Source organism: Kushneria halocnemicola, assembly GCF_965650455.1.
In the GTDB taxonomy this organism is placed as follows: domain Bacteria; phylum Pseudomonadota; class Gammaproteobacteria; order Pseudomonadales; family Halomonadaceae; genus Kushneria.
This window is the reverse complement of record NZ_OZ287968.1, coordinates 2,773,947-2,791,912: the sequence shown is the minus strand read 5'-3', so window position 1 is coordinate 2,791,912 and position 17,966 is coordinate 2,773,947. Positions and strand designations below refer to the sequence as shown.

The window sequence follows — 17,966 nt, the reverse complement described above, 5'->3', positions numbered from 1 at the left end:
GCTCCCTGGCGGTCTGCGCCATTGGTCGTAATAAAAAGTCCTGACCCTACAACTTTGGCAGCTCAGCCGGCCGGTGTATTGACGACATTGGTCGTCTTTTCAAGGACCTGGCAAAAGTCATAACCAAATGGATATGCATTAATGGTTAGGCCGCTATTAGTGGTGCACTTGCACTTCTCCTTATGCTCGAGGGATCGAACTCTCGGCTCGTCGTTTGGACATTCGTCCCCCGGCGGTCGCCGAAGCGGCTTGCACTCACGCAGGAGACGAGCATGCAAAAGGGCAGCATCAGCATTGTCGAGAAGATCGGCTTTGGCATGGGGGACGCCGGCAACAACATGACCTTTGCCGCCGTGGTGATGTATCTGTCCTATTTCTATACGGACGTCTACGGCATCTCGCCGGCGGTGGTCGGCACCATTTTCCTGTCGATGCGCTTTGTCGATGCCATCACCGACCCGATCATGGGCGCCATTGCCGATCGCACCCGCAGCCGCTGGGGCCGCTTTCGCCCCTGGATATTGTTCATCCCGGTGCCGCTGGCCATCGCCTGCGTGCTGATGTTCACAACGCCGGACTGGTCGGATCAGGGCAAGATCATCTATGCCTTTGCCACCTATGCGGCGATGTCGCTTTTGTACACGGCCGTCAATATTCCCTACTGCGCCCTGGGCGGTGTGGTGACCAGCGACCACCGTGAGCGGGTGTCATGCCAGTCGTGGCGCTTCGTGCTGGTGGGCGTGGCCTATCTGATTCTCAACTCGACGTTGATGCCGCTGGTGGAATGGTTCGGCGAGGGCGATCAGGCTCGCGGTTTCCAGATCACCATGGGGCTGATGTGCGTGATCGCGCTGTTCATGTTCGGCTTTTGCTTTGCCACCGTGCGCGAGCGCGTCCAGCCGGTCGAAAACACCTCCAGCGGGCTGATCACGGATCTGAAAACGCTGGCGGCCAACCCCAAGTGGCGCCAGGTGCTGTCGATTACCTTTTTGCAGGCCTTTCAGTTTTTTCTGCGTCAGGGCGCGGCGATCTACTACGCCACCTGGGTGCTGGGGCTCGGTGCGGCGGGCATCTCGATCTTTGTCACCTCCGGGGTGCTCGGCGGCATGGCGGGCACGGCCATCTCGCCGTTTTTGACCCGCCGCTCGACCAAGCTGCGCGTGTTCATTCTCAGCTCGATGGCGCTGGTGGCGGCCTGCGTGGCGCTTTATTTCGTGCCTGGCGATCAGGTTGTGCTGGCGGCGATCGTGGTGCTTGTGATCAACATCTGCCACGGCATCGGTACGCCGATCGCCTGGGCATTCATGGCGGACGCCGAAGACTATGGCGAGTGGCAAAGCGGCTATCGCAACACCGGGGTCTCCTTTGCCGGCAACCTCTTTTTCCTCAAGCTGGGCCTGGCGGCCGCCGGCGGGTTGATCGGCTTTATGCTCTCGCTGGGCGGCTATGTCGGCGGCGCCGAGGGGCAAAGCGAGTCGGCGCTGACCATGATCGTGCTGCTCTTTACCCTCATACCGGCGCTGGTCAGCGCCCTGATGACACTGGCCGGCTGGCGCTTCGGGCTGGATGATGCCGAGATGGACCGCATTCGCGTCGATCTGGAAGCGCGCGCCGGAGACCGCTCGGGCCATGCCGGCAACAATGGCGACACACACGCGTCCGGGGCTGCCCGCCCGGCGGCGACCTGACGTTGACTCTGACCACTGACCGGGAGACTCCCATGCAGACCCGCGTGACCCTGCACCGCGACTTTGTGACCAGCACCATCGACGGGCGTCTCTACAGCGCCTTTCTCGAACACATGGGCCGCGCCATCTACGGTGGCATTTATGAGCCCGGCCACCCGCAGGCAGACGCCAACGGCTTTCGTCAGGACGTGCTGTCGCTGGTGCGCGAGCTGGCCCCGCCGCTGGTGCGCTACCCGGGCGGCAACTTCGTCTCGGCCTACAACTGGGAAGACGGCATCGGCCCGCGCGAAGAGCGCCCTGTGCGGCTGGATCTGGCCTGGCACAGCCGTGAATCCAACCAGGTCGGCATCCATGAATTTGCCGACTGGTGCGAGCAGGCCGGCATCGAGATGATGCTGGCGGTCAATCTGGGCTCGCGCGGCATCGACGAGGCGCGCAATTTCCTGGAGTACGTCAACCACCCCGGCGGCAGCGCCTGGAGCGATGAGCGCATCAAAAACGGTCGCAAGGACCCGTGGAACGTGCGGCTGTGGTGTCTGGGCAACGAGATGGACGGCCCCTGGCAGATCGGCCACAAGAGTGCGGCGGAGTACGGCCATCTGGCCAACGAGACCGGCAAGGCGCTCAAGGCCTATGACCGCTCGCTGGAACTGGTGGCCTGCGGCTCGTCAAATCCGAAGATGGCAAGCTATCCGGAGTGGGAAGCCACGGTGCTGGATCACTGCTATGAAACGGTCGATCACATCTCGCTGCACATGTACTTCACCAACCACGAGGACCAGCTCGGCGATTATCTGGCGCTGGCCGAGCAGCTTGATCGCTACATCATGTCGATCGCCGGGGTGATCGACTACATCCAGGCCAAGAAGCGCACCCGCCATCAGGTCCATATCTGCTTTGACGAGTGGAACGTCTGGTATCACAGCGTCCAACAGGACCGCCGCGTGCTGGAAGGCAGCGACTGGCCCTTTGCACCGCCGATTCTCGAAGACGTCTACAACGTCGAGGACGCGCTGCTGATTGGCTGCGTGCTCAACACCTTTATTCGCCGCTCCGACCGGGTGCGCATCGCCTGTATTGCCCAGCTGGTCAACGTGATCGCGCCGATCATGACCGACACCGGCGGTGACGCCTGGCGCCAGACCATCTTCTACCCGCTGATGTTTGCCTCGCGCTACGGTCGCGGCAAGGCGCTGCAGCTCGCCGTCGATGGCCCCACCTATCAGACCCGCGAGCTCGAGGATGTGCCGTGTCTGGACGTCTCCGCCGTGCACGACGACGAGGGCGGGTTCGTGACGCTTTTTGCCGTCAACCGGCATCAAAAGGAGGCGCTGGATCTGAACGTGGCGCTGCACGGCTTTGACAGCGCCCGGCTGGTCGAGCATCAGTGCCTCAACCATCCGCAGATGAAGGTCGTCAACACGGCCAGCCAGCCGGATCAGGTGCGCCCGGTGGCAGGGGAGGGCGCAGGCGTTGAAGACGGCGCGCTCAAGGGCAGCCTGCCGCCGCTGAGCTATCACATGATTCGCCTGTCGGTGAGCGCGTAACGCTTTCAGCGTTCTCTGCCACTGAAGACTGTCCCGAGCCGGCGTCGCCATGGAGCGACGCCGGTTTTTTTATCCAGCGGCAGCCGGTGCGGTAGCTTCCGTGGCGCCCAGTGCCCGGATGGCTTCCTTGCCGCGCACGGTCAGATCGCTGATGAAATGTCCCTGATCGCGCATTTCAAACGGGTAGCAGCGCAGTTCGATGTGGGTGCCCACCTCGGCCTGCTCGACAAAGACGATAATCGGCTTGTCATAGCACAGCCACGCACTGGTCAGCGCCACATCGCGCAGGGCGGCGCGCATGCGCTGGGCATCAAAGTCAGGCGCCAGATAAAAGTCGACCACGCACATCAACGTGCGTTCGCCGTCGTTGGAATTGGCAATATTGCTGTCCCAGAGCTTCAGATTCGGCACCGTGATGATGTCGTCGTGCAGGGTGCGAAGCGTGAGTGCGCGCATGCCGACCGAGCGGACCTCACCGTAGTCGCTGCCTACCTTCACCCAGTCACCGGCCCGCCAGGGCGTTTCAAACTGCGCCACCAGGCCAGCGATCAGGCTGCTGATATAGTCCTTGAAGGCAAATCCCACGGCCACACCGACCGCACCGGCAATAACCAGAAAGTTTTGCACGGAGACATTGACCACCATCGGGATGATCCAGGCCACGGCAAGCGTTATCGCCACCAGTCGAAAGATCGGCACGGCCCCCAGCAGCCACAGCCGCAGCCGATTGGGGCCGCGCTCTGCCATCCAGGGCAGGGTGCGTCTGACCAGAGAAATGGCAAGCCAGGTGGCCAGGACAATCAGGGCAATATTGATAAAGTGAATATCGCCGATGTCGCGAATGATCTGGGCGGCGTTGGGGGGCGTCGATTCCTGCTGTGCCATGAGAGCTCCTTTTTATTCAAAACCACATTGTTAAGCGCAGACGCACTCGCAACGCCTGCCGCCTGAATCACCAGGCGTCAAGCGGAAAGCCGGCCGTGGCCAGACCCTCGCGAATGGCGGGGTAGGCGGCCGGTCGGCAGTAGTAGCGCCCGTCCCGCTCACCGATAAAGCCGGCGCGGTGCAGGGCATGGCGCATGCCCTGAGTTCCCGGGTCGGGCAGAACACGCTCAAGCTCCCGAGCGCCAAGATCTTCGTGAATCAAAAGGGCCTGCAGAATCAGCAGGGCCTGAGTGCCATCGCTGCCGGGCAGCGAGAACTCCTCCAGCGCCACCACCCAGAGCGTTTGCCGGTCGTCTTCGCTGTGGTCGTTGTCGTCAGCGTCGCGGGCCTTTTTGATGCTGCGCTGCCAGATGTGCCAGGCCACCCAGGCAATCCCGCGGCTACGAGCGGCCAGCGTCTCAAAGTACTCCTCGCGCGGCCTGTCCTTTTTGTCGAGGGCAAAGATGTTCTCGCCGTTGCTGTTCAGACGAAAGCGGGTGCCCTCAACGGCCTGCTCTCTGGCGATGTCGGCGATCCAGCAGCGAAGCCGCGGCTCATCAAAGGGTTTAAAGGTCAGCGGCTCCGGCAAAATCAGATGGGCATCGACTGCCTTGCACAAAAACGCCCAGGCCCAGCTGTTGCAGCCGATCACGCAGTGGCGCTCAAGGCCGGCCAGCGCTTCCAGCAGCGCCCGGATCAGGCCCAGGCCGCATCGGTGGCGTAAAAACCAGTCTTCAAGCCTTGGGATGACCAGTACGCCGTCACCGGAAAGATCCAGTGTCTGCTCGGGGGTATCCATCAGCAGGGCATCCCGCGCAGGCGGTGCCAGCACGTCATGATGATGGCGCCGGGCCCACTGCCGGAGCAGGTCCTGTTCATTGCAGGGTGGCAGCACGATGGGTTTAAGCCAGTGTCTGGGCGCGGCGTCGGTGGCCCAGTCGGCCAGGGTGTCGTCCAGCTCGTCCATCAGCGGGTCGCAAAACGGCGGCGTGGCCAGGTCGCCGAACACATCGGCACTGTCGTCCAGGCGGTCTTCGGCAATAAAAGGGGTTTTATCGCGGCGCGTCAGCAGGGTGCGCAGGCGCATCATGGCCATCTTGAGCGCGGCACGCTCGGGCCAGGGAGGCGCCTCGAGGTCTGCAAGCGCAATCAGCGGTTGGGGCTCGGGTGGGGGCGTATTACGAATCATGAAAGGAAAAGCACTCCTGCAGCCAGGGCCGATAGCAAGGTATATCGTAACCTCCTGTTACCTTATAGCGCAGGATGGTGTCTCGAGCGATGCTATAACGGGCTCCAAAGCGGCATTGGACATGGCAGTGCCCATGCAAAATGGCCTGGGTGATGCCAGAAATGACGTAAGATGCCTGCCCGTTTATGCTTTCAACAGGACAAAAGAATGTCAGCACTGCCCCATTGCCCCGCCTGTGACGCCGACTACACCTATGAAGACGGCGCTCTGTTCGTCTGCCCCATGTGCGGCCATGAGTGGGCGCAGTCCGGTGACGCCGCCGCCTCTTCCGCCGAAGACAGTCGTGACATCCGTGATGCCCACGGCAACGCACTCGTCGATGGCGACACCATCACGGTGATCAAGGATTTGAAGATCAAGGGCTCGTCACAGGTGGTGAAGGTCGGCACGCGAGTGAAAAACATCCGCCTGGTCGATGGCGATCATGACATCGACTGCAAGATCGACGGCATCGGCGCGATGAAGCTCAAGTCCGAGTTCGTCAAGAAAGCCTGACAAGGCCTCGGATTCCTGTTCCAGGGCACGGCTTTTCCGGATCGGTGCCAGAGTGTTTCACGTGAAACACACACGATTGATCGTGTGACACAGCGGGTGACGCCGCGCCCATGGCCCGTATAATGCGCGCTCTTATGCCTTTTGCTTATTGAAGGGCGTTTTTTTATGGCAACCGACAGCAGAGCGTCATGAGCACAACGTCATCCGACGGCCCGGAGATCCCCGAGCCCCGCGGCACGTCCCGCGATTTCAAGCGCAGCATGCAGTCACGCCACCTGGTGATGCTGTCACTGGGCGGCGTGATCGGCACCGGACTTTTTCTGAGTTCGGGCTATACCGTCAATCAGGCCGGCCCGCTGGGAGCAATTCTGGCCTATCTGATCGGCGGCGTGGTGGTCTATCTGGTCATGATGTGTCTGGGCGAGCTGTCCGTGCACATGCCTGAAACCGGCGCCTTCAGCGCCCATGCCACGCGCTATATCGGCCCGGGTACCGGCTACACAGTGGCCTGGCTCTACTGGCTGACCTGGACGGTGGCGCTGGGCTCGGAGTTCACGGCCTCCGGGCTTTTAATGGCGAAATGGTTCCCGGACGTGCCGATCTGGATCTGGAGCGCGCTCTTTGCGCTGATCGTCTTTTTGACCAACGCCTTCACGCCGAAAATCTTTGCCGAGACCGAGTTCTGGCTTTCCCTGATCAAGGTCGCCACCGTGGTGATCTTCATCATCGTAGGGGCGGCGGCAATTTTCGGGTTCGCCGGGCCGGAAGGTCAGCCGGCGCCGATGTTTCATAACCTCACCCGGGAAGGGTTCTTCCCCACCGGCATCATGCCGATTCTGGTCACCATGCTGGCGGTAAGCTTTGCCTTCTCCGGCACCGAGCTGATCGGCATTGCGGCAGGGGAGACCGAAGACCCGGAGAAGAACGTGCCGCGCGCCATTCGCGCCACGCTCTGGCGGCTGGTGGTCTTTTTTGTCGGCACCATCGTGGTGATCGCCGCCATGCTGCCGCGCGAGCAGGCCGGCCTGGTCGAAAGCCCGTTCGTGACCGTCTTTGCCATGACCGGCATCCCTCACGCCGGTGACATCATGAACTTCGTGATCATCACGGCGCTGCTGTCGGCGGCCAACTCGGGGCTCTATGCGGCCTCGCGCATGCTGTGGTCGCTGGGCGAGCAGCGCACGCTCCCCTCGGTGTTTGCCCGCGTTACTCGCGGCGGTATTCCGCTCAATGCGCTGCTGTTCAGCATGCTCGGCGGGCTTCTGGCGCTGCTTTCGAGCGCCTTCGCGCCGGATACGCTCTATCTGGTGCTGGTGTCGATCTCGGGTTTTGCCGTGGTGGCGGTCTGGATGAGCATTGCCGTCAGCCAGATGTGCTTTCGCCGTCAGTTCGTGCGTGGCGGCGGTGATCCGGCAACGCTGGGCTATCGCACGCCGTTCTATCCCTGGGTGCCGCTGGGCGCCTTTATCGCCTGTCTTTTGTGCTTTGTCGGCATCGCCTTTGACCCGACCCAGCGCATCGCCCTTTACTGCGGCATACCCTTTATCGCGGCGTGCTATCTGGCGTTTTATCTGACCGACCCGCGCCGCAAGGGTGCGCCCACCGCCCGTGTCCAGGAGAGACCATGACCCACGCTGCCAACCCCATCGCTGACGCCCTGTCCCGGCATCCGCTGCTGATCGTCGACGGGGCGCTTGCCACCGAACTCGAGGCGCGCGGCTGCGATCTTAACGACAGCCTCTGGTCGGCGCGCGTACTGGCCGAGAGCCCCGAGCTGATCCGTCAGGTGCATCTGGACTATTTCAGGGCCGGCGCCGATATCGCCATCACTTCCAGCTATCAGGCCACTATCGAGGGCTACATGGCACGCGGCATGAGCGAGAGCGAGGCGCTCGAGCTGATCACCCGCTCGGTCCGTCTGGCCGCTCAGGCGCGCGATGACTTCTGGCACGAGGCCGATCACGAGGGCCGGCCAAAGCCACTGGTCGCCGCCTCGGTTGGCCCCTACGGCGCCTGGCTGGCCGACGGCTCGGAGTATCGCGGCCACTACGGTATCGATGAGGCCGATCTGGTCGATTTTCACCGCGCTCGCATGGCCGCGCTGGTGGCCGCCGGTGCTGATGTGCTGGCCTGTGAAACCATGCCGTCGCTGATCGAGGCAAAAGCGCTGGTGACCGTGCTGGCGGAGTTCCCGGAGATCAGCGCCTGGATCACCTTTACCGCCCATGACGGCGAACACATCAGCGAAGGCACGCCCATTGCCGAATGCGCCCGCTGGCTTGATCAGCAGCCCCAGGTCGCCGCGCTGGGTGTGAACTGCACCGCACTTGAACACATTTCTTCGCTGCTGGAGCAGATGGCCGCGGCCACCGACAAGCCGTTGATTGTCTACCCCAACTCGGGCGAGACCTATGACGCGGCCAGCAAGACCTGGCAGGGCAGCTGTGGTGCGTCTCACGGCGGCGGCTTCGGCGAGCAGGCTGGACAGTGGTACGCCCGCGGGGCGCGGCTGATCGGCGGGTGCTGTCGCACCACGCCCGAGGATATCCGCGCCGTGGCGGCCTTTCGTGCCGGGCTGTAAGGCTGCGATGCGCGCGTCATGACATCTGCCCGTCCGCCGGACGGGCATTTTTTTGCCTGTCATTAAAGTGGCTTACCGCATGGTGGCGACAAAGGAGCTACGCTTTTGGCAAGCGTACCGAATCCAGGTTTGATCAGGAGTAATCATCATGAAGTCATATCGCGTGCTGGCCCTTTTACCGCTGGCAGCCCTTCTCAGCGCCTGTGGCGACTCTCAGGAAGCCAGCGAGAGCAATTTCCGCTCGGCGCTGCAGGATGATGTCGGCAACATGGGCCCGGCGATCTGTCTGGAAGCGCCGGCACCGCGCCTGCCGTTTGTGATGGACAAGCGCGCCATCAGCCAGAACCCGGACATGGCCGATCGCGCCAAGCGTGCCAATGCGCTGGTGGATGCCGGCCTGCTCGAGCGTGAAGGCTTAAGCGATGGACGTCTGCGCTACAAGCTGACCGGCGAAGGGAGTGACCGTTACGCTCGCGCCCATGGCCTCGAGCAGGGCGGGTTCTGCTTTGGCAAGGTGCGCATTGAAGGGGTCGACAGCTTTACCCCGGCCCAGGAAATTGCCGGTGGCTACACCGTCTCGCATGTGCGCTACAGCTACAGCGTTCGTGACGTGCCGAGCTGGGCCGAGGAAGACAGCCTGCGCAAGGCCTACAAGGGCGGCCTTGAGGGCATGGAAGATACCCGTCACAAGCGCGCCATGATGATCCTGACCAACCAGGGATGGCAGACCGAGCGTCGTTTCGCCGAGTAATCGCGCTGTCGTGTCAAAAGGGCGTGTGACCAAAGCGCCTGCAAAAAAGGCGACCCCTCGGGGTCGCCTTTTTCATGGTCGGTATTGCACGATAACGCGTCATGATGGGTACTTCATGGCGTCACACCGCTTGATCGATGACCGAGCCGGACTGTGGCACCAGAACGTCGCTGGTGATCTCACTGATACTGCTGGCCCCGGTCAGCGTCATCGCCACGCGCATCTCCTTGTCGATGAGCTCAAGCAGGTTCACCACGCCGGCCCGGCCGTGGGTGGCCAGCGCATAGATATAGGCGCGACCCAGCAGCACGGCGTCGGCGCCAAGGGCGATCATGCGGACCACATCGAGGCCGGTGCGAATGCCTGAGTCGGCCAGGATTTTGAGATCGCCCTTGACCGCACTGGCGATCTCGGGCATCGCACGGGCGCTGGAAAGCACGCCATCGAGCTGACGCCCGCCGTGGTTGGAGACGACAATCCCGTCGGCGCCAAAGCGCACCGCGTCACGCGCATCGTCGGCATCAAGGATGCCCTTGATGACCATGGTGCCCTGCCAGAAATCGCGTATCCACTCCAGATCCTGCCAGGAAATCGACGGATCGAAGTTTTTGGACAGCCAGCCCATATAGTCTTCAAGGCCGGTGGGGTAGCCACGATAGGCAGAGATGTTGCCAAGGTCATGAGGGCGGCCGTGCAGACCGACATCCCAGGCCCAGAAGGGGTGGGTCACGGCCTGCCACATCCGGCGCAGGGCGGCTCGCTCGCCGCTCATGCCGGAATGGGCATCGCGATAGCGCGCCCCCGGCGTGGGCATGTCGACGGTAAAGATCAGCGTGCGAACGCCTGCCGCCCAGGCCCGCTCAAGGGCATTTTTCATGAAGCCGCGGTCCTTGAGGACATAGAGCTGAAACCACATGGGGCGGTCCAGTTCTGCCGTGACTTCCTCGATCGGGCAGACCGACACGGTGGAGAGCGTAAAGGGGATGCCCTTGTCGGCTGCCGCGTTGGCGGCCTGCACTTCACCGCGACGGGCGTACATGCCGCACAGGCCCACCGGTGCCAGTGCCACCGGCATCGCCAGACGCTCGCCGAACAGCTCGGTTTCAAGGCTCAGTTCGGACATGTTTCTCAGCACGCGCTGGCGCAGGGCGACGCTGCCGAGATCATCGACATTGCGGCGCATGGTGTACTCGGCGTAGGCACCGCCATCAATGTAGTGAAACAGAAAGGGCGGCAGCCTGCGCTTCGCTGCCGCGCGATAGTCCGTTGACGCTGAAATGATCATGTTGGGCTCTGCATTCAAGAAAAGGACGACGTTTCAGGCACCGCCGGCAGGGCGCATCAGCCGCCCATGAGTGGGTCTCTCACGCCCAGCGCATAGCAGGCCACAAGCCCGATGACACCGGTAAACAGGACGTAGTACAGGGTGGGCCAGACGGTCTTTCGCAGGGTGATCCCTTCTCGCCCGACCAAACCGACGGTGGCTGACGCCGCCACGATGTTGTGGATGGCGATCATGTTGCCGGCCGCTGCGCCCACTGCCTGGGTGGCCACGACAAATGCCCCGGAGATACCCAGCGTCTCGGCCACGCCGAACTGGAACTGGCTGAACATCATATTGCTCACGGTATTGGAGCCGGCCAGAAACGCACCCATTGCCCCCACCGCCGGCGCCATCAGCGGATAGACGCCGCCGACGCTGTCGGCCACGTAGCGCGCCATCGCAATGGGCATGCTGGGAATATCCGCGGCGTTTATTCCTGAGTTGATGAGAATGCGCACCATGGGCACGGTGAACAGCAGCACGAAGCCGGCCTTGAGCAGCACCTGGCTGGATTCGCTGATGGCTGCACCCAGTGCGCGCAGGCGCATGCGGTGCAGCCCCACGGTCAAAAGGGCCACGAAGGCCAGAATGCCGCCGGGCAGAAACAGCGGCTCGATGCTGGCGCTGATGCCCTCTTCGCCCAGGATGTTGGTCATGCCAAGGCTCAGGGATTTCAGCGCGGCCGTCACCTCGGGGAAAATGCGGCTGATGACCAGCAGGACACCGACCAGTACGTAGGGCAGCCAGGCAAGCACCTGACCCATGGGGCGGGCGGTGAGATCGTCGAGCCTGACCTGCAGCGTGCCGATCCACTCGGCCGGCCAGTCCTTGCGCTCGGCAAAGTCCCAGACCGTTTTGGGGGTCAGAAAGCGCAGACGGGCGGCGGTCACGACAATCACCAGACCCACCAGGCCACCCAGCAGGGAGGGGAACTCGGGCCCGAGGAAGATGCCGGTCATGACGTAGGGAATGGTCAGCGCCAGCCCCGCAAACAGCGCAAAGGGCAGGATTTCAAAGCCGGCCTTCCAGCTTTTTTTCTCGCCGAAAAAACGGGTCAGCATCAACACCATGATCAGCGGCATGACGGTGCCGACGATGGCATGCGTGATCGCGGTGCCGTTGGTGATCTGCTGCAAAAAGATCTCCCAGCTGGAACCGCGCGCGAGGAGCTGATCGCTCAGGGCCACGCTGTCCAGCCCGGTGGTCACCCCGATGACGATGGGCGTGCCCACGGCGCCAAAGGAGACCGGCGTGCTTTGCACCAGCATCCCCATCAGCACGGCTGCCATGGCGGGAAAGCCCACCGCGACCAGCAGCGGCGCGGCAATGGCGGCCGTGGTGCCAAAACCCGAGGCGCCTTCAATGAAGCTGCCAAACAGCCACGCAATGATGATGGCCTGCACACGGCGGTCCGGGCTGATGGTGGTAAAGCCGGCATGAATCGCCCGGATCGCACCGGAATGCTGCAGCGTATTGAGCAGTAAAATCGCGCCGAAGATGATCCACAGCACCCCGATCGTGATCATGAGCCCCTGTAGGGTGGAGGCGAGCACGCGGACAAGGCTCATTTCCCACGCCAGCAGCGCAATCAGCACGCTGAGCAGATACACCACCGGCATGGCGCGACTGGCCGGCCAGCGCAGACCGATAAGCAGGATGCCGGCGACGATGATGGGCGTGACGGCGAGCAGGGCAAGCAGACCAGATGGCATATTGATGCCCTCTCAGTAATGGATGGCGAAGCGTCGATGGAAGACACGACCCGAACAGTCCGTCAGGTCATGGGCGTTACGCCTCTGCAGGGCTCGATCTTCCGGAATCTATAATTGGTAAGACCAATTTAACTTCTGCTAATGCGCAAGCCGTGGAGATTACGGCGCTCTTGCAGCAAGGGTCAATGAAAGGGACCTGCTACTTTGGTTCATGCCACTTGCCAGAATCCTGCAATATCGTGCCTAATGAGTAATTGGTAAGACCAATCAGGAAAAGGCTATGGAAGTCGGTCAGGTTCGCCAGCGCAGGCTGGCTGATGGCATCGTCGAGCAGCTGCAGTCGATGATTCTTGAAGGGACACTCAAGGCGGGCGAGCGGCTGCCGGCAGAGCGGGTACTGGCCGAGCAGTTCGGGGTCTCGCGGCCCTCGCTGCGCGAGGCCATCCAGCGCCTGGTCGCCAAAGGGTTGCTCAGTAGCCGTCAGGGCGGCGGCACCTACGTGACGCCATCGCTGGGGACGACCTTTAGCGACCCGCTTCTGGTGCTGCTGGAAGAAAGCCCGGATGCCCAGCGCGATTTGCTCGAGTTTCGACATACGCTGGAAGGGGCCTGCGCGTTTTACGCCGCCCGGCGCGCTACCGAGCCGGACCGTGAGCGACTGCGCAGCGCCTTTGAGCGATTGCAGCACTGCTATGGGCATGTGGACCCCGTCACGCAGGTCGAAAAGGGGGGCGAGGAAGGCGCGGCGGATGCGGACTTTCATCTGGCGATTGCCGAGGCCAGTCACAACGGTGTGCTGTTACACACGATTCGCGGGCTGTTTGATCTGCTCAAGCGCAACGTCGTGACCAATATCGGCGGCATGTACGCCCAGCGTATCGAGACCCGCGAGACCCTCATTGGCCAGCATCGTGAGCTTTACGAGGCGATCATGGCGCGAGAGGCCGAGCAGGCCCGCGAGATCGCCCAGCGCCATATCCACTACGTGCAGGACGTGCTGTCAGAGGTACACGCCGAGGCGCAGCGCATGGCCCGCGCCCGGCGCCGAGGGTAGGGCGCTGTTGTAAGCGCCCGCCGGCGGTGATTACACGGCAAGCATCAAAAAAGGCGACCCCTCGGGGTCGCCTTTTTCATGGTCGGGCAGTGATGCACAGCGCTCGGACTCAGCCGTGCCAGCCCGTGGCCTGTGCCGCGATCAGAATCACCATGGCAATCCCGACCCACATGCCAAACAGCGGCAGGAAAAAGCGCACCCACTTCTGCCAGGGCACACCGGCCAGGGCCAGCGTTGCCATGAAATAGCCCGAGGTGGGATAGAGAATATTGCCGATGCCGTCGCCGAGCTGATAGGCCAGCACCGCGGTCTGGCGGGTCACGCCGACCACATCGGACAGCGGCGCCATGATCGGCATGGTCACCAGCGCCTGACCGCTGCCCGAGGGCACCACGAAGTTAAAGCCCAGCTGGGCCAGATACATGCCCAGCGCCGATAGCGCCGTGGGCAGCCCGCCGACCAGATGGCCCAGAGAGTGCACCATGGTATCGAGCACCTGACCGTCCTCGAGCACCACGGCCACGGCGCGAGCAATGCCGGCGATCATGGCGCCCATCAAAACGTCGCGAAAGCCCTCGTTGAAGCCCTCGCAGATCTCGTCGATCTTCAGCCCCGCGACCAGACCGGCCACCACGCCCATGACGATAAAAAGCCCGGCCATCTCCGACATGAACCAGCCGCGGCCCAGCACGCCGTACACCAGCACGCCGAATAGACCCAGCGTGACCGCGATGCAGAGCTTCTGGCGCCCGGTGGCGGGTGTCGTGACCTCGTTGAGGGCGTGCTGATAACGCGAGCGCTTTTGCTGCTCGTCCGCCTCGTCATGCATCAGGCTCGCCTCGGGATTGTCCCGCACGCGCCGGGCATAGCGAATCACCCAGAACACCGCGACCGCCAGCATGCTGATCAGTGCGACCAGGCGCAGGCCAAAGCCCGAATAGAGCGGCAGATTGGCCAGCTGCTGGGCCAGGCCCGTATTGATCGGGTTGATGACCCCGGCGGCAAAGCCGGCCGTGGTCGCACACAGGGCGATGGCGGCGGCCGTGACCGAGTCAAATCGCAGCGCGATCAAAAGCGGCAGGATCACCGGCACATAGACCAGCGACAGCTCCTGGGTGCCGATGATGGTGGCCAGCACGGCAAAGAGCACCATCAGCACCGGAATGACCCACAGGCTGCGCCCGGCGAAGTGGCGGGTCAGGTGATCGACCCCCAGCTCGATGATGCCGGTACGGCGCAGAACGGCAAACATGCCGCCGATCAGCAGGGTAAAGAACACCACCTCCCCGGCGCTGAGCAGCCCGCGCGGGATGGCCAGCAGCAGCTCGGTGGGCCCGGCCGGGCTGGCCGGTATCCAGTGAAAGGAGTCGGCATCGATGGTGGTGCGCCCGTTGGGGCCGGGAATGGTGTCGTAGGCACCGGCCGGAATCAGCCAGGTGGCCAGCCCCGCCAACAGAATGAAGATGAAAAGAATGGCGTAAATATGCGGAATCTGAAACGAACGTTTCTTCGGCGGACGTTCGGACGGGCTACGGGAGGGATCCTGTGACATCGTGGATGGCTCATTGTTGTTGATTGGACATCAGGGCCGTCTCTCAAAACGGCCTCATGCGCTGATAGTTTCACAACCGGGCACCCGACGAAAGTCGGACCGGTGCGAAAGTCTCGCCCGGTCCGTGATCAGGCAGTGCCCGGCGCTTGAGGCCTGGCTACATCAAAAAGTTGATGCCGATCAGCAGCAGCAGCGCGGCAAACAATCGCTTGAGCAACACGGGAGAGAGCCGGTGGGCCAGCCGCACGCCCAGCCGCGCCGAGAGCATGCTGGTCAGCGCGATCCCCAGTACCCCCGGCAGATAGACATAGCCGATGCTCCAGGGCGGTAGATCGGCGTGATTGTGGCCAAACCACATAAACGATAGCGCGCCGGCAATGGCGATCGGCAGACCGCAGGCCGCCGAGGTGCCCACCGCGTGCTGGGCCGGCAGGTTGCGCCACAACAGAAACGGCACCGTCAGCGAGCCGCCGCCGATGCCGAAAATCGCCGAGGCCCAGCCGATGATGGTACCGCCGCCGATCAGCCACGGCTTTCCGGGCGGGCGGTAGTCCGTGCCGCCGCCCTTCGGGCGCAGGTTAAAGGCGATCTGGATCGCCATGGCGATGGCAAACACCCCGATCACCGTTTGCAGATCACCGCCTGGTATCCACGAGGCGGTCAGCGCCCCCAGCGCGCAGCCGGCCACGATGCCGATACTCATCCAGCCCACCAGCGGCCAGCGCGTAGCCCCTTTCAGATGATGGCCGCGAATCGAGTTGATCGAGGTGAACACGATGGTGGCAAGCGAGGTGCCCACCGCCAGATGGGTCATGACGGCCGGGTCGACCCCCTGCAGGGTAAAGCTGTAGATCAATACGGGAACGATGATCAGCCCGCCGCCGACGCCAAAAAGCCCCGCCAGAATGCCGGCCACGATGCCAAGCGCCATATAGAGAAGAAAGATCATGCGACATCCAGAGTCATCGTAAACGCGTCATCAGGCGAAGGGAGCCGGTCGGGTATCGGGCCGGCGTGTCGACAAGCATAGCGCCTTCGGCGCCCGCGGTAGAGTCCGCACGGGCCGTGTTTTTTGACACTTCTGGCTTAACAAAGCGTTACGACATTGGCGCCAGGGGGCTATCGCGTCCACAGTAAAGGTTAATCTGAATCTACCTTTTGCCGACGCGCCGTCCCCGCCCGGGGCGAGTCGCGCGCGCAGTCTTGACCGATGGCACAGGGAATGTGGCGTATCACCTCACAGGAATGTTTAACGATGACAAAAAGACAGGTTGCCAATCCGGCACGAGAAGAGGGGTTTGCCCCGCTGGGCGATTACGCCGCCATTGGCGAGGGGCGCTCGGTGGCGCTGATTTCCCTTGATGGCGCCATCGACTGGTGGTGTGCGCCGAGCATGGATGCCCCGCCGCTGTTCGACCGACTGCTGGAGCCTGAAGTGGGTGGTTACTTCTCGCTCACCCCGCGTGATGACTACCGCGTCGAGCGACACTATCGCCAGAACAGCAACGTGCTGGAGACCACCTTCATTACCGAAAGTGGCCAGGCACGGGTGACCGAGTCGATCAACAGCAACACCGCCGGGCGCCTGCCCTGGTGCGAGCTGGCGCGGCGCGTGGAAGGCCTTGAGGGGGAGGTGGCGTTTGATATCTGCTTTCATGCCGGCACCCGCACCGAGACGGTCAGCCCCTGGCTGCAGAAAACGCCCATGGGCCGGGTCTACAACATCGGCCATCTGATGGCGATGCTGCGCTGCTCCGATGATGTGGAGATCACGGCGTGCTGCGACCGCTACACTGAAGGCACGCTCACCGCTCGCGAAGGGCAGCGCTCGATGGTGGCGCTTTTGGCCACCGAGGGTCAGCCGCTGGCCGTGCCCTCCATCGACAGCATCGACGAGCGCATCGAGGTCAGCGACTTTGCCTGGCGCGACTGGGTCGAAAAGCTCGACTTTGACGGCGAATACTCCGAGTGGGTCCATCGCTCGGCGCTGGCGCTGAAGTTTCTGCTCTATTCGCCGAGCGGGGCGATTGCCGCGGCGGCCACCACCTCGCTGCCCGAGCGTATCGGCGGTGACAAGAACTACGACTATCGCTACGCCTGGGTGCGCGACGCCTGTCTGATGATCAAGGCGTTCGTACATGCCGGCGCCATCGAGGAGTCTCAGGCGGCGTTTTCGTGGCTGACCCAGACGATCCGACGCCACGGCCCCGACATGCGGGTGTGCTACACCCTCGAGGGCGATCTGATCCCGGCCGAGACCCACCCGCCGCTGACCGGCTACAAGGGATCAACCCCGGTACGGGTGGGCAACAATGCCCGCGATCAGATCCAGCTGGGCATGTATGGCGACATGCTTGCCACAGCGACGCTGTTTATCGACGCCGGCCATATCATCGATATCGATACCGCCCGGCTGCTGGGTGATCTGGCCAACCAGTGCGCCGATCGCTGGCGCATTCGCGATGCCGGTATCTGGGAGCTGCCTGGTGACAACCAGCACTACACCCACTCCAAGATGGCCTGCTGGCTGGCGCTGACCCATGCGGTGCAGCTGGCTGACGAAGGCCATATCGAGCCGACCTGGAAGGACCGCTGGAAGCGGGAAAAGGATCGCATCGCCGACTGGATCGAAACCCACTGCTGGTCCGAGGCGCGCGGCGCCTATGTCTTTTACGAAGGCGTGGAAGGGCTGGATGCCGCGCTATGTCTGACCCACCGTTTCGGCGCCGAGGTCAATCGTGAGCGCATGCTCTCGACCTATCGCGCCATTCGCGAAGAGCTGGGCCGCGGGTCGCTGATCTATCGCTACTCCGGCGTCCACGAGGAAGAGGGTGCCTTTGTGGCCTGCTCGTTCTGGCTGGTCGAGGCGCTGGCGGCCCTTGGCGAGAAGGAAGAGGCTCGCGAGCTGATGGACGAGGCGCTTGAGGCCACCAACGGCAACCTGGGGCTTTTGACCGAGATGGTCGATCCCTCGACCGGCGAGCATCTGGGCAACGTGCCCCAGGGGCTCAGCCACCTGGCCCAGATCTGTGCGGCCAATGCCCTGTCCGGGCGCACCGTCGAGGACGCGCACTACTAGGTTCTCGGCG

Annotated in this window: 14 protein-coding genes; 8 read left to right on the top strand and 6 right to left on the bottom strand. The window is 63.0% G+C overall.

Annotated features, from left to right (window positions below; genetic code table 11):
• Positions 1–272: 272 nt before the first annotated feature.
• Together ACS92L_RS12665 and arfA are read left to right on the top strand one after the other, a co-directional pair.
• Positions 273–1,688: a glycoside-pentoside-hexuronide (GPH):cation symporter gene (locus tag ACS92L_RS12665; RefSeq protein ID WP_438765293.1), complete on the top strand. Its 1,416-nt coding sequence runs from the start codon at positions 273–275 to the stop codon at positions 1,686–1,688.
• A 32-nt stretch (positions 1,689–1,720) separates the two neighbouring features.
• Positions 1,721–3,235: an arabinosylfuranosidase ArfA gene (arfA, locus tag ACS92L_RS12660; RefSeq protein ID WP_438765292.1), complete on the top strand. Its 1,515-nt coding sequence runs from the start codon at positions 1,721–1,723 to the stop codon at positions 3,233–3,235.
• 69 nt (positions 3,236–3,304) lie between these two features.
• On the opposite strand, the gene ACS92L_RS12655 is transcribed toward arfA, so the two are convergent.
• Both ACS92L_RS12655 and ACS92L_RS12650 read right to left on the bottom strand, forming a co-directional pair.
• Positions 3,305–4,120, bottom strand: a complete 816-nt coding sequence (locus tag ACS92L_RS12655) for a mechanosensitive ion channel family protein (RefSeq protein ID WP_438765291.1) — start codon at positions 4,118–4,120, stop codon at positions 3,305–3,307.
• A gap of 67 nt (positions 4,121–4,187) precedes the next feature.
• A complete protein-coding gene (locus ACS92L_RS12650; RefSeq protein ID WP_438765290.1) occupies positions 4,188–5,348 on the bottom strand; it encodes a hypothetical protein in 1,161 nt (386 codons plus the stop codon).
• Positions 5,349–5,555: 207 nt separating this feature from the next.
• On the opposite strand from ACS92L_RS12650, the gene ACS92L_RS12645 reads away from it, so the two are divergent.
• From ACS92L_RS12645 to ACS92L_RS12630, 4 genes are all read left to right on the top strand, one after another.
• Positions 5,556–5,903 carry a zinc ribbon domain-containing protein YjdM gene (locus tag ACS92L_RS12645; RefSeq protein WP_438765289.1) on the top strand — a complete coding sequence of 116 codons (348 nt, stop codon included), beginning with the start codon at positions 5,556–5,558 and terminating at the stop codon, positions 5,901–5,903.
• A 188-nt stretch (positions 5,904–6,091) separates the two neighbouring features.
• The gene (locus ACS92L_RS12640; protein ID WP_438765288.1) at positions 6,092–7,531 is read left to right on the top strand and encodes an amino acid permease; all 1,440 of its coding nucleotides are present in this window, start codon (positions 6,092–6,094) and stop codon (positions 7,529–7,531) included.
• Complete coding sequence (mmuM, locus tag ACS92L_RS12635) at positions 7,528–8,484, top strand: homocysteine S-methyltransferase (protein ID WP_438765287.1); 957 nt, start codon at positions 7,528–7,530, stop codon at positions 8,482–8,484. Before ACS92L_RS12640 ends, mmuM begins: the two co-directional genes overlap by 4 nt.
• Positions 8,485–8,632: 148 nt before the next feature.
• Positions 8,633–9,235, top strand: a complete 603-nt coding sequence (locus tag ACS92L_RS12630; protein ID WP_438765286.1) for a hypothetical protein — start codon at positions 8,633–8,635, stop codon at positions 9,233–9,235.
• Positions 9,236–9,356: 121 nt separating this feature from the next.
• On the opposite strand, the gene lldD is transcribed toward ACS92L_RS12630, so the two are convergent.
• Entirely contained in the window at positions 9,357–10,520 is a 1,164-nt protein-coding gene (lldD, locus tag ACS92L_RS12625) for an FMN-dependent L-lactate dehydrogenase LldD (protein ID WP_438765285.1), read from the bottom strand.
• Positions 10,521–10,576: 56 nt separating this feature from the next.
• A complete protein-coding gene (locus tag ACS92L_RS12620) occupies positions 10,577–12,271 on the bottom strand; it encodes an L-lactate permease (protein ID WP_438765284.1) in 1,695 nt (564 codons plus the stop codon).
• A 280-nt stretch (positions 12,272–12,551) separates the two neighbouring features.
• On the opposite strand from ACS92L_RS12620, the gene ACS92L_RS12615 reads away from it, so the two are divergent.
• A complete protein-coding gene (locus tag ACS92L_RS12615; RefSeq protein WP_438765283.1) occupies positions 12,552–13,325 on the top strand; it encodes an FCD domain-containing protein in 774 nt (257 codons plus the stop codon).
• 109 nt (positions 13,326–13,434) lie between these two features.
• Here ACS92L_RS12615 and ACS92L_RS12610 read toward each other — a convergent pair whose 3' ends face one another.
• Both ACS92L_RS12610 and ACS92L_RS12605 read right to left on the bottom strand, forming a co-directional pair.
• Positions 13,435–14,877, bottom strand: a complete 1,443-nt coding sequence (locus ACS92L_RS12610; RefSeq protein WP_438765282.1) for a YfcC family protein — start codon at positions 14,875–14,877, stop codon at positions 13,435–13,437.
• A 157-nt stretch (positions 14,878–15,034) separates the two neighbouring features.
• Positions 15,035–15,826, bottom strand: a complete 792-nt coding sequence (locus ACS92L_RS12605; protein WP_438765281.1) for a sulfite exporter TauE/SafE family protein — start codon at positions 15,824–15,826, stop codon at positions 15,035–15,037.
• 306 nt (positions 15,827–16,132) lie between these two features.
• Between ACS92L_RS12605 and ACS92L_RS12600 the strand changes: the two genes are divergently transcribed.
• A complete protein-coding gene (locus ACS92L_RS12600) occupies positions 16,133–17,956 on the top strand; it encodes a glycoside hydrolase family 15 protein (RefSeq protein WP_438765280.1) in 1,824 nt (607 codons plus the stop codon).
• Positions 17,957–17,966 lie beyond the last annotated feature (10 nt).

What these genes read in the sequence shown, in the direction of transcription:
- ACS92L_RS12665 (WP_438765293.1), top strand. Translation starts at nt 273, where the DNA reads ATGCAAAAGGGCAGCATCAGCATTGTCGAGAAGATCGGCTTTGGCATG.
- arfA (WP_438765292.1), top strand. Translation starts at nt 1,721, where the DNA reads ATGCAGACCCGCGTGACCCTGCACCGCGACTTTGTGACCAGCACCATC.
- ACS92L_RS12655 (WP_438765291.1), bottom strand. Translation starts at nt 4,120, where the DNA reads ATGGCACAGCAGGAATCGACGCCCCCCAACGCCGCCCAGATCATTCGC.
- ACS92L_RS12650 (WP_438765290.1), bottom strand. Translation starts at nt 5,348, where the DNA reads ATGATTCGTAATACGCCCCCACCCGAGCCCCAACCGCTGATTGCGCTT.
- ACS92L_RS12645 (WP_438765289.1), top strand. Translation starts at nt 5,556, where the DNA reads ATGTCAGCACTGCCCCATTGCCCCGCCTGTGACGCCGACTACACCTAT.
- ACS92L_RS12640 (WP_438765288.1), top strand. Translation starts at nt 6,092, where the DNA reads ATGAGCACAACGTCATCCGACGGCCCGGAGATCCCCGAGCCCCGCGGC.
- mmuM (WP_438765287.1), top strand. Translation starts at nt 7,528, where the DNA reads ATGACCCACGCTGCCAACCCCATCGCTGACGCCCTGTCCCGGCATCCG.
- ACS92L_RS12630 (WP_438765286.1), top strand. Translation starts at nt 8,633, where the DNA reads ATGAAGTCATATCGCGTGCTGGCCCTTTTACCGCTGGCAGCCCTTCTC.
- lldD (WP_438765285.1), bottom strand. Translation starts at nt 10,520, where the DNA reads ATGATCATTTCAGCGTCAACGGACTATCGCGCGGCAGCGAAGCGCAGG.
- ACS92L_RS12620 (WP_438765284.1), bottom strand. Translation starts at nt 12,271, where the DNA reads ATGCCATCTGGTCTGCTTGCCCTGCTCGCCGTCACGCCCATCATCGTC.
- ACS92L_RS12615 (WP_438765283.1), top strand. Translation starts at nt 12,552, where the DNA reads ATGGAAGTCGGTCAGGTTCGCCAGCGCAGGCTGGCTGATGGCATCGTC.
- ACS92L_RS12610 (WP_438765282.1), bottom strand. Translation starts at nt 14,877, where the DNA reads ATGTCACAGGATCCCTCCCGTAGCCCGTCCGAACGTCCGCCGAAGAAA.
- ACS92L_RS12605 (WP_438765281.1), bottom strand. Translation starts at nt 15,826, where the DNA reads ATGATCTTTCTTCTCTATATGGCGCTTGGCATCGTGGCCGGCATTCTG.
- ACS92L_RS12600 (WP_438765280.1), top strand. Translation starts at nt 16,133, where the DNA reads ATGACAAAAAGACAGGTTGCCAATCCGGCACGAGAAGAGGGGTTTGCC.